Origin of the sequence: Streptomyces sp. NPDC020917 (genome assembly GCF_044333795.1) — a bacterium.
Taxonomy (GTDB): Bacteria; Actinomycetota; Actinomycetes; order Streptomycetales; family Streptomycetaceae; genus Actinacidiphila.
Map to the genome: position 1 here is coordinate 362661 of NZ_JBIRRR010000005.1, position 9726 is coordinate 372386.

The window sequence follows — 9726 nt, forward strand, 5'->3', positions numbered from 1 at the left end:
AAGCCGGCCTCGCGCACGTCCCGTTCACGGTCCCGGCGCGCTGGTTTCCCGACCGACCGAGCGGTCGCATAGGATCGCGGCGCCATGCAGACGCCTGTCACCTACACCAGCTTCGTCGCGATCGGGGACTCCTTCACGGAGGGCATGTCCGACGCGCTCCCGGACGGCTCCTACCGCGGTTGGGCCGACGTGCTCGCCGGGCGCCTCGCCGCCCGGCATCCGGACTTCCGCTACGCCAACCTCGCGGTGCGCGGCAAGCTGATCCGGCAGATCTCCGAGGACCAGGTCGACGCCGCCGCGGCGATGGGCGCGGACCTGGTGACGCTGGTCGGCGGGCTCAACGACGTGCTGCGCCCCAAGTGCGACGTGGACGAGGTGTGCGCGCAGCTGGAGAGTTCGGTGCGGCGGCTGGCGCCCTCGTGCCGGCAGCTCGTGCTGATGCGCAGCCCGGCCCGCAGGGGTCCTGTGGCCACCCGGTTCGCGCCGCGCATGGAGCAGCTGTTCGACTTCGTCGAGGACCTCGCGCGGCGGCACGGCGCGCTGGTCGTGGACCTCTACGGGGCGGAGGCGCTCGGCGACCCGCGCATGTGGGCGGACGACCGGCTGCACCTGACGGCCGAGGGCCACGCACGGGTCGCCGAGGCGGTGTGGCAGCGCCTGGGCCTGCCCGCCGAGTCCGACTGGACCGTCCCGCTGCCGCCCGCCGAACGAGCCGGCTGGGTCGCCCGCCGCACCTCCGACGTGCGCTTCACCCGCACCCACCTCCTCCCGTGGATCGGGCGCCGCCTCACCGGCCGCTCGTCGGGCGACGGCCGTCCCGCCAAGCGCCCGGACCTGCTCCCCTACCCCTCGTCCGGTGCCGCGCCGGAGACCGCCGCTTCCGACGCCTGAGCGGCCCCGGGCCCATGCCCCGTCCGGGCCGCGCCCTCCTCAGCCGGACTCCGGCGCGCCCTGCGGACCGGCGCCGTCCAGGGCCTGGCGGATCTCCCGTGCCGGGAACGGCGTGCGCTTGGTCTCGCCCACCAGCCGGCGGGCGAAGTCGTCCATGACCGCGGCGTGCCGCGCGTGCCGGTCGACGAGCGCGCCGATCCCCGGGCTGACCCCGTCCGGCCGGCGCCCCGCGGCCCACGCGCGCAGGAACGCCGCGTGCTCCGCGCCGCCGGGCACGGGCGGCGGCAGGTGGTACCGCAGCAGATGCCACGGCACGTAGCTGCGGTCGTAGACCAGGTGGTCGTCGAGGAACCGCGCTTCGGCGGCCGAGAGCGCGAAGTCCCGGCTGAGGGCGAGCCCGAAGTCGGCGAAGTACACCTGCCGGCCGTCGGTGAGCACGTTGAGGAAGTGCGCGTCGAAGTGCACCAGACCGCGGGCGCTCATGAACCGCGTGCCCTCCGCCAGCTGGGCCTCGACCCGCAGGTACGCGGCATCGCGGTCGCCGTCCGGGGCGGCCGTGCCGCGGACGTCGCCCAGCCGGGCCGCGAGCGTGGCGGGCAGGTGTTCCAGGAACAGCACCAGGCTCTGCGACGACCGCCCGATGGCCTCCAGGCGGGCGCGCACCGCGGGTGATCCCTCCCAGTGCGCCACGGCTCCGTCGACGCCGCCGAACTCACCGGCGAGGTCGGCGGGCGGCCGGTCGGGCAGGATCCGCCAGTGGTACAGCAGCGGGAAGCCCGGGTACCCGCCGCCGAGGGCCCAGGCGGTGGTCATCCGATGGGCGGCCAGCTCCCGCCACGCGCCGAAGCCCGCGGACCCGACGCCGTACTGGTAGTACAGCGGCAGCCCGAAGAGGTTGGCCGTCGCGTGCGCGTTCGCGGGCCGCGCCTCCAGCTCGGTCAGCGGCACGCGCTTGACGAAGACCGGCGTGCCCGCGATCTCCAGCTCGCCCCGGCGGCCGCCGATGCCCGAGCCGAGGGCCCGTGACGCGGCGACGGCGCCGGAGAGGGCGCGGTCGCCGAGCCCGGCGAGCCGCGCTCCGACGGCCGCGTGGGCGGCGGCGCGCGCGGCCAGGCGCTCCCCTGTCTCGTGCATCGGCGGCTCCCCACGTCCGGCGGTCCGTTGCCGAGGATCATCCCAGCACGCGGCTCGGCCGCGCGGGGAAGCGGGCCCGGCGCGGTCCGCGGGCGGGCCGGCGGCGGGGCCGGGACCAGCGGCGACGCCCGGTAAACTCTGCTCTTGTGACTGCCAAGCCGCGTATTCCGAACGTTCTCGCCGGCCGCTACGCCTCCGCGGAGCTCGCCGCCCTGTGGTCCCCCGAGCAGAAGGTGGTGCTGGAGCGCCGGCTGTGGCTGGCGGTGCTGAGGGCCCAGAGGGACCTCGGGATCGAGGTGCCGGAGCAGGCGCTCGCCGACTACGAGCGGGTGCTGGAGCGGGTCGACCTGGCATCGATCGCGGAGCGCGAGAAGGTCACCCGGCACGACGTGAAGGCGCGGATCGAGGAGTTCAACGCGCTCGCCGGACACGAGCAGGTCCACAAGGGCATGACCTCGCGGGACCTGACGGAGAACGTCGAGCAGCTGCAGATCCGGCTGTCGCTGGAGCACGTGCGGGACCGCACGGTCGCGGTGCTCGCCCGGCTCGGGCAGCTGGCCGCGCAGTACGCGGAGCTGGTCATGGCCGGCCGCTCCCACAACGTGGCCGCGCAGGCCACGACCCTCGGCAAGCGCTTCGCGACGGCGGCGGACGAGCTGCTGGTGGCCTACGAGCGCGTCGAGGACCTGATCGCCCGCTACCCGCTGCGCGGCATCAAGGGCCCGATGGGCACCTCGCAGGACATGCTGGACCTGCTCGGCGGCGACAGCGGCCGGCTGGCCGAGCTGGAGCACCGGATCGCCGACCACCTGGGCTTCTCCCGGGCGTTCACCTCCGTGGGCCAGGTGTACCCGCGCTCGCTGGACTACGACGCGGTGACCGCGCTGGTCCAACTGGCCGCCGCGCCTTCGTCGCTGGCCAAGACCATCCGCCTGATGGCCGGTCACGAGCTGGTGACCGAGGGCTTCAAGCCGGGCCAGGTCGGCTCGTCGGCCATGCCGCACAAGATGAACACCCGCTCCTGCGAGCGGGTCAACGGCCTGATGGTCATCCTGCGCGGCTACGCGTCGATGACCGGCGAGCTGGCCGGCGACCAGTGGAACGAGGGCGACGTGTCCTGCTCGGTGGTGCGCCGCGTCGCGCTGCCGGACGCGTTCTTCGCCTTCGACGGGCTGCTGGAGACGTTCCTGACGGTGCTCGACGAGTTCGGCGCGTTCCCCGCGGTGGTCGCCCGCGAGCTGGACCGCTACCTGCCGTTCCTGGCCACGACCAAGGTCCTGATGGGCGCGGTGCGGGCCGGGGTCGGCCGGGAGATCGCGCACGAGGCGATCAAGGAGCACGCGGTGGCGGCCGCGCTGGCGATGCGCGAGCAGGGCACCGAGGGCAACGACCTGCTGGACCGGCTGGCGGGCGACCCGCGCATCCCGCTCGACCGGGCGGCCCTGCAGGGGCTGATGGGCGAGCCGATCACCTTCACCGGCGCCGCCACCGGCCAGGTCGCCGAGGTGGTGCGCCGTATCGAGGACGTGGCCAAGGAGCGCCCGCAGGCGGCCGCGTACCGGCCGGGGGCGATCCTCTGACGCCGGAGCAGCTCGCGCAGGCTCGCGACCGCACGCTGGCGGACGTGGTCGGCGACGGGCTGCGGGTGCTGTTCTGCGGCATCAACCCGGGCCTGATGTCGGCCTGGACGGGTCACCACTTCGCCCGTCCCGGCAACCGCTTCTGGCCGGCGCTGCACGCCTCCGGCTTCACGCCGCGGCGGCTGGCGCCGGCCGAGCAGCAGCAGGCGCCGGCCTTCGGGTTCGGGCTCACCAACGTGGCCGGGAGGGCGACGGCGCGCGCCGACGAGCTGTCCGCCGAGGAACTGGTCGCCGGCGGCCGCCTGCTGACCGCCAAGGTGCTGCGGTACCGGCCCGGTTGGCTGGCGGTGCTGGGCGTCACCGCGTACCGCACCGCGTTCGGGGAGCGGCGGGCGCAGGTGGGCCCGCAGGAGCGGACGATCGGCGGCACCCGGATCTGGGTGCTGCCGAGCCCCAGCGGCCTCAACGCGCACTGGACGCCGGCCGCGCTGGCCGCGGAGTTCGCACGGCTGCGCACCGCGGCCTGGGCGGAGCCGGTGGCCCCGGCGGAGAGGGCGCCGGGCCCGGCGACCAGCACCGCGGGCCGCGCGGCCCGGCTGCCCTAGGCCGGCCCGGCGGTCGGCAGCGCGGCGCTGTCCCCCACGGCCAGCACCAGCTGGAACGGCAGTTCACGGTCCCCCTGGCCGACGCCGAGCGCTATCCAGCGGCCGTCGACCGTCCAGCCGTACACCTCCGAGACGTAGCCGCAGAGCATGTCCAGCGGCGGGGGCACGCGCCCGCCCTCCTCCATGCGTATGAGGTACGGGTACAGGTCGAGCGGTTGCGGTTCGCCCCAGCGCTGCGCGAGGAGTTCGATCAGGGCCTGGCAGGCCGCCTCGAAGTCGTCGGCGACCGCCTCCACGCGGTCGAGGTCCTCCTCGTGGAAGTCCTGGCTGACGGCGAGGTCCGCGAGGTGGTAGCCGGGGCCGCTCTCGACGGCGGGTGAGGTGACCCGCTGCGCCGGGAACTCCCGGGAGCGCAGCCGGTCCACCTCGGCGAGCTGGGCAGCAAGATCCATGTGTCCAGTAAAGCCCGACCCTCTGACAATTGGCAGTCCGTCAGCCTGCCGCCCGCCCGACGTCACGCAACCGGTACCCGTCCGTACTCGCCGTGTGGCGCCTCGCCGGGTACGATCCGCCACACACAGGTACAGGCTGGGAGGACAGACCTTGGGGCGACTCACCGGCGGGGATCCGTCCCTGCTCAGGCGGATCAACTCCGCGGTCGTCCTCCACGCGCTGCGCGGGGCGCAGACCCCCACGCTCACCGAACTGGTGCAGAGCACCGGACTGTCCCGGCCGACCGTCGAGGGCGTGATCGAGGGCCTGTCGGAGTCGGACCTGGTGGTCGAGGTCGCCCCGGAGACCGCCGACACCCGCAAGCAGGGCCGGCCGGCGCGCCGCTTCCGCTTCCACGCCGAGGCCGGGCACCTGCTCGGCATCGAGATCGGCGCCCACCAGGTACGGGTCGTCCTGGCGGACCTCGGCGGCGAGGTGCTCGGCTCGCACAGCCGGGAGGTCCCGGAGGCCGCGTCGGCCGACGACCGGCTCGAGCGGGTGCGCGGCACGGTCGCGGAGCTGCTGCGGAAGGCGGGCGTGGCGCGCAGCACCCTGTGGGCGGTGGGCGTCGGCAGTCCCGGCATCGTCGAGGCGCACGGCGAGGTGCGGCTGGGCACCGCGCTGCCCGGCTGGACCGGGCTGCCGCTCGGCGAGCGCCTGCAGCGCTCGTTCCGCTGCCCGGTCCTGGTGGAGAACGACGCGAACGTGGCGGCGGTCGCCGAGCACTGGAAGGGCGCCGCGGTCGGCACCGACGACGTGGTGTTCGTGCTGGCCGGGCTGAGCCCGGGTGCGGGGTCGCTGATCGGCGGCCGGCTGCACCGCGGTTTCGGCGGCGCGGCCGGCGAGATCGGCGCGCTGCACCTGCTGGGCCGCGAGGTGACGCCGGAGCACCTGCTGTCGACCACCGGTACGCCGCTGCATCCGCTGGACGAGCCCGCCGTGGAGCGGGTGTTCGCGCTGGCGCGGGAGGGCGACGCGCAGGCCAAGGACGCGGTGGAGCGATTCCTGCGGCGCCTGGTGCACGACGTGGCGGCCCTGGTGCTGGCGATCGATCCGGAGCTGGTGGTGATCGGCGGCTGGGCGTCCGGGCTGGACGGCGTGCTGGAGCCGCTGCGGTCCGAGCTGGCCCGGTACTGCCTGCGGCCGCCGAAGGTGGTGCTGTCGGCGCTGGGTCAGGCGGCCATCGCCACCGGTGCGCTGCGGCTGGCCCTGGACCACGTCGAGGAGCAGTTGTTCGCCGTCGAGCAGACGGCGCTGTCGCGGCACTGAACGTGGTGCTGCGGCGGCACTGACCGGTACCCCACCGGCAACTGACCCGGCGCAGGAAAGAACCCCGGCACAGGGCCCCTGGACGCACGGCTGCGGCCCGCCTCCTGGGAGGCGGGCCGAGGCGGGTCGTGCGGTCGGTCAGGAGGCCCGGCGGCTGTCCGACTGGTGGTGGGTGACCTCCAGGTCACCGGAGTCGCCGAAGGTCAGCCGGCAGGTGTCAGCACGGTAGGTGGCCACCGAGGCGGCGGCGACCCGGCCCTGCGCGAAGTAGCGGGTGGTGACGACGAGGACGGGCGCGCCGGGCAGCCGGTCGAGGTGCTTGGCGTCCTCCGCGCGCGCGGAGCCGAGCTCCACCGCGCGGTCCTCGCCCTCCAGCTCCAGCGCGTGCAGCTCGCGCAGCACCGCGGGGGCGTGGTTCGCCGGGGTGAGCATCGGCGACAGCTCGGGCACCGAGGCGGTGGGGACGTAGAGCAGCTCGGTGGCGACCGGCTGGCCCTGCATCACGCGCTCGCGGTGCAGGGTGTGCACGGCCTCGTCGGACGCGGTGCCGAGCAGCGCGGCGACCGCCGCGGGGGCGACGGCCTCGACGCAGCCGATGGTGTGCCAGGCGTCACGCCCGGCACCCGGCCAGTCATTGGCGGAGGGCCCGACCGAGATGCCCATCCGCGGGGGCGCGACCGTGGTCCCGACGCCGCGGCGGCGCTGCAGCCGGCCCTCCAGCTCCAGTTGCTCGAGCGCCTGGCGCAGCGTGGCGCGGGCGACTCCGAAGCGCGCGGCGAGGTCGCGCTCGTTGGGCAGGATCTCGCCGACTTCGAACTCGGAGTCGAGGGCGTCGATCAGCACGGTCTTCAGGTGCCAGTACTTCGGCTCCTGCACCGCTTCGAGCTGCGTGGTCCCCACCCTGTCCTCGCAATCGCCACTGGTTTGCGGCCGGGGCGGCCGGGCTTCGACGCGCCGGCGGTCCGCTTGTCCAACCTTGTTTAGGAACCCCTGTTTATTAAAGGTCCTTGCACTACTGGGACCATAGAGCGCGGGCGCGAACTTGGTCAAGACCAATCCTCGTTTCCCGCCCAGGGCGGCCGGAACCGGATACATGAGACGTTCATGCGGTGTTGACGGGGCGCTGCGATAGCGTTCGTGATCTCCGCGGGACATGAACGGCAGGTCCCGGGCACTGGGAGGGAACGTCGATGGAGCAGGTCACGGTGGTGACGGGCGGCAGCCGGGGGATCGGCGCCGCGGTGGCGGTGCGGCTGGCCGCGGCCGGCCATCGTGTCGGCATCGGCTACGAGCGGGCCGCGGACAAGGCGGAGGAAGTGGCCCGCGCGGTGCGCCAGACGGGCGGCCAGGCCCTGGTGCACCAGGTGGACACCAGCGACGAGGCGCAGGTCGACGCGTTCTTCGACGCCGTGCGCGACGGCCTCGGCCCGGTCACCGGGCTGGTCAACAACGCGGGCGTCACCGGGCCGCTGGGCCGTTTCGCCGAGACCGGGGTCGAGGTGATCCGGCGGGTGGTGGACGTGAACGTGATGGGCGCGATGATCTGCGCGCGCCGGGCGGTCCGGGAGATGTCCACCGCCTACGGCGGCAAGGGCGGCGCGATCGTGAACATCTCCTCGGGCGGCGCGACGCTGGGCAGCCCCGGCGAGTACGTGCACTACGCGGCCAGCAAGGCGGCCGTCGACGCCATGACGCTGGGCCTGGCCAAGGAGCTGGCGCAGGAGGGCGTGCGGGTCAACTCCGTGCAGCCCGGCATGATCGTCACGGACATCCACGCCGCGATGGGCGACCCGGAGCGCCCGTGGCGCAACCCCGACCGCATCCCGATGCGCCGTCCCGGCGAGCCGGACGAGGTCGCGGGCGCGGTGGCCTGGCTGCTGTCGCCGGAGGCGTCCTACACCACGGGTGCGGTACTGAGGGTCGCCGGCGGGATGTGAGGGGCACCGGCGGGCCCTGGGGTCCGCCGTCCTCTCCCCTCTTCCGGGCCTTCTCGACCGGTCCCGGGCATTGACGTGACCATGGCTGAAACTGGACGGTGATACGGGGTAACGCCGCGGTAACCCGCGCGTGTCCCGGCACGGGCACAATCCGTGTCCGCCCGCCTGTTCGCCGTCCGGGCCGGCCCGCGCGAACGGGCCGGCCGAGCCCGAAGGAGCACGATGCCCGGAACCCCCGTGGACACCGTGAAGCCCACGTCCGCCCCACCGCCCGCCGGCCGCGGGCTCGACCGCTGGTTCCGCATATCCGAGCGCGGCTCGACCCCGGGCCGGGAGGTCCGGGGCGGCCTGGCCACGTTCTTCACCATGGCCTACATCCTGGTGCTCAACCCGATCATCCTCGGCAGCGCCGCGGACAAGTACGGGCACCACCTGTCCTCGGCCCAACTGGTCACCGCCACCGCGCTGGTGGCGGCGGTGATGACGGCGGTGATGGGCGTCGGCGGCAACCTGCCGCTGGCCATCGCGGCCGGCCTGGGCCTCAACGCCGTGGTGGCCTTCCAGCTCGCCCCGCGGATGAGCTGGCCGGACGCCATGGGCCTGGTGGTCCTGGAGGGCCTGCTGATCTGCGTGCTGGTGGCCACCGGCCTGCGCGAGGCGATCATGAACGCCATCCCGCAGGCGATCAAGCAGGCCATCAGCGTGGGCATCGGCCTGTTCATCGCGTTCATCGGCTTCATCGACGCGGGCTTCGCCAGCCGCATCCCGGACGCCGCCAAGACGACGGTGCCGGTCCAGCTGGGCGGGACCGGAACGCTGACCGGCTGGCCGGTGCTGGTGTTCTGCCTCGGCGTGCTGCTGACCGTCGCGCTGGTCGCACGGCGGGTCAAGGGCGCCATCCTGATCAGCATCGTGGCGATGACGGTGGTGGCGATCATCGTCAACGCCATCGCCGACATCCCCGCGGCGGCGTGGGGCCTGACCGTCCCCAAGGTCCCGCACGACGTGGTGGCCACCCCCGACTTCGGGCTGCTCGGCCACTTCAGCCTGCTCGGCGGCTTCTCCGCGGCGGGCGTGGTCACCGCCTCGCTCTTCGTCTTCACCCTCGTGCTGTCCGACTTCTTCGACGCGATGGGCACGATCGTCGGCATCTCCAACGAGGCCGGGCTGCTGGACGACCGCGGGCGGGTGCCGAACATCGGGCGGGTGCTGTTCATCGACGGCGCGGCGGCCGTGGCCGGCGGCGCCGCGTCCTGCTCGTCCAACACCGCCTACGTCGAGTCGGCGGCCGGGGTGGGCGAGGGGGCGCGCACCGGGCTGGCCAGCGTGGTGACCGGGGCGCTGTTCGCCGTGGCCCTGTTCCTGGCGCCGCTGGCCGCGGTGGTGCCCTCCCAGGCCGCGGCACCCGCGCTGGTCGCGGTGGGCTTCCTGCTCATGGCGCAGGTCAGGAACATCGACTGGACCCAGTACGACATCGGCATCCCGGCGTTCCTGACGATCGCCGTGATGCCGTTCACCTACAGCATCACCAACGGCATCGGCGCCGGGTTCCTGTCCTTCGTCGCCATCAAGGCGGTGCTCGGCAAGTGGCGGGAGGTGCACCCGCTGGTGTGGGGCGTGTCGGTGTGCTTCGTCGCCTACTTCGCGATCGACCCGCTGCAGCAGCTGCTGGGCGCCAAGTAGCGGGAGGCGGGGCGGCGCTCGGCGCCGGCAGGAGGAGGGGACCCGCGGGCGCCGAGCGGTACGGCGCCCCGACCGGGACGGGGGCGCCCGGTCGGGGCTGCTGGCCGGGCCGGCGACACGCACCGGCCCGTACTG

9 protein-coding genes are annotated in these 9726 nt (G+C 74.2%); 6 read left to right on the forward strand and 3 right to left on the reverse strand.

Features of this window, described 5'->3' with window-relative positions:
• Positions 1–84 precede the first annotated feature (84 nt).
• On the forward strand, positions 85–891 hold the full coding sequence (locus ACH4TG_RS13910) for a GDSL-type esterase/lipase family protein (RefSeq protein ID WP_398242448.1): 807 nt from the start codon (positions 85–87) through the stop codon (positions 889–891).
• A gap of 39 nt (positions 892–930) precedes the next feature.
• Here the strand turns inward: ACH4TG_RS13910 and ACH4TG_RS13915 are convergent, their stop codons facing one another.
• Positions 931–2025: a protein kinase family protein gene (locus ACH4TG_RS13915; protein ID WP_398242449.1), complete on the reverse strand. Its 1095-nt coding sequence runs from the start codon at positions 2023–2025 to the stop codon at positions 931–933.
• 146 nt (positions 2026–2171) lie between these two features.
• On the opposite strand from ACH4TG_RS13915, the gene purB reads away from it, so the two are divergent.
• Together purB and mug are read left to right on the forward strand one after the other, a co-directional pair.
• A complete protein-coding gene (purB, locus tag ACH4TG_RS13920) occupies positions 2172–3605 on the forward strand; it encodes an adenylosuccinate lyase (protein WP_398242450.1) in 1434 nt (477 codons plus the stop codon).
• The gene (gene mug, locus ACH4TG_RS13925) at positions 3602–4210 is read left to right on the forward strand and encodes a G/U mismatch-specific DNA glycosylase (RefSeq protein ID WP_398242612.1); all 609 of its coding nucleotides are present in this window, start codon (positions 3602–3604) and stop codon (positions 4208–4210) included. Before purB ends, mug begins: the two co-directional genes overlap by 4 nt.
• On the opposite strand, the gene ACH4TG_RS13930 is transcribed toward mug, so the two are convergent.
• Positions 4207–4662: a hypothetical protein gene (locus ACH4TG_RS13930; protein ID WP_398242451.1), complete on the reverse strand. Its 456-nt coding sequence runs from the start codon at positions 4660–4662 to the stop codon at positions 4207–4209. The two genes, mug and ACH4TG_RS13930, sit on opposite strands and share 4 nt — an antisense overlap.
• Before the next feature lie 151 nt (positions 4663–4813).
• Here ACH4TG_RS13930 and ACH4TG_RS13935 point away from each other — a divergent pair, with 151 nt between their 5' ends.
• Positions 4814–5971 (forward strand): ROK family protein, encoded by a 1158-nt coding sequence (locus ACH4TG_RS13935; protein ID WP_398242452.1) that lies wholly within the window; start codon positions 4814–4816, stop codon positions 5969–5971.
• Between the two features lie 138 nt (positions 5972–6109).
• Here ACH4TG_RS13935 and ACH4TG_RS13940 read toward each other — a convergent pair whose 3' ends face one another.
• A complete protein-coding gene (locus ACH4TG_RS13940) occupies positions 6110–6871 on the reverse strand; it encodes a GntR family transcriptional regulator (RefSeq protein WP_398242453.1) in 762 nt (253 codons plus the stop codon).
• A gap of 290 nt (positions 6872–7161) precedes the next feature.
• Between ACH4TG_RS13940 and ACH4TG_RS13945 the strand changes: the two genes are divergently transcribed.
• Both ACH4TG_RS13945 and ACH4TG_RS13950 read left to right on the forward strand, forming a co-directional pair.
• Complete coding sequence (locus ACH4TG_RS13945; protein ID WP_398242454.1) at positions 7162–7908, forward strand: SDR family oxidoreductase; 747 nt, start codon at positions 7162–7164, stop codon at positions 7906–7908.
• Between the two features lie 222 nt (positions 7909–8130).
• Positions 8131–9591 carry an NCS2 family permease gene (locus ACH4TG_RS13950; protein WP_398242455.1) on the forward strand — a complete coding sequence of 487 codons (1461 nt, stop codon included), beginning with the start codon at positions 8131–8133 and terminating at the stop codon, positions 9589–9591.
• Positions 9592–9726: the final 135 nt, after the last annotated feature.

Coding starts and splice junctions, on each gene's coding strand:
- ACH4TG_RS13910 (WP_398242448.1), top strand. CDS start 85: ATGCAGACGCCTGTCACCTACACCAGCTTCGTCGCGATCGGGGACTCC.
- ACH4TG_RS13915 (WP_398242449.1), bottom strand. CDS start 2,025: ATGCACGAGACAGGGGAGCGCCTGGCCGCGCGCGCCGCCGCCCACGCG.
- ACH4TG_RS13930 (WP_398242451.1), bottom strand. CDS start 4,662: ATGGATCTTGCTGCCCAGCTCGCCGAGGTGGACCGGCTGCGCTCCCGG.
- ACH4TG_RS13945 (WP_398242454.1), top strand. CDS start 7,162: ATGGAGCAGGTCACGGTGGTGACGGGCGGCAGCCGGGGGATCGGCGCC.
- ACH4TG_RS13950 (WP_398242455.1), top strand. CDS start 8,131: ATGCCCGGAACCCCCGTGGACACCGTGAAGCCCACGTCCGCCCCACCG.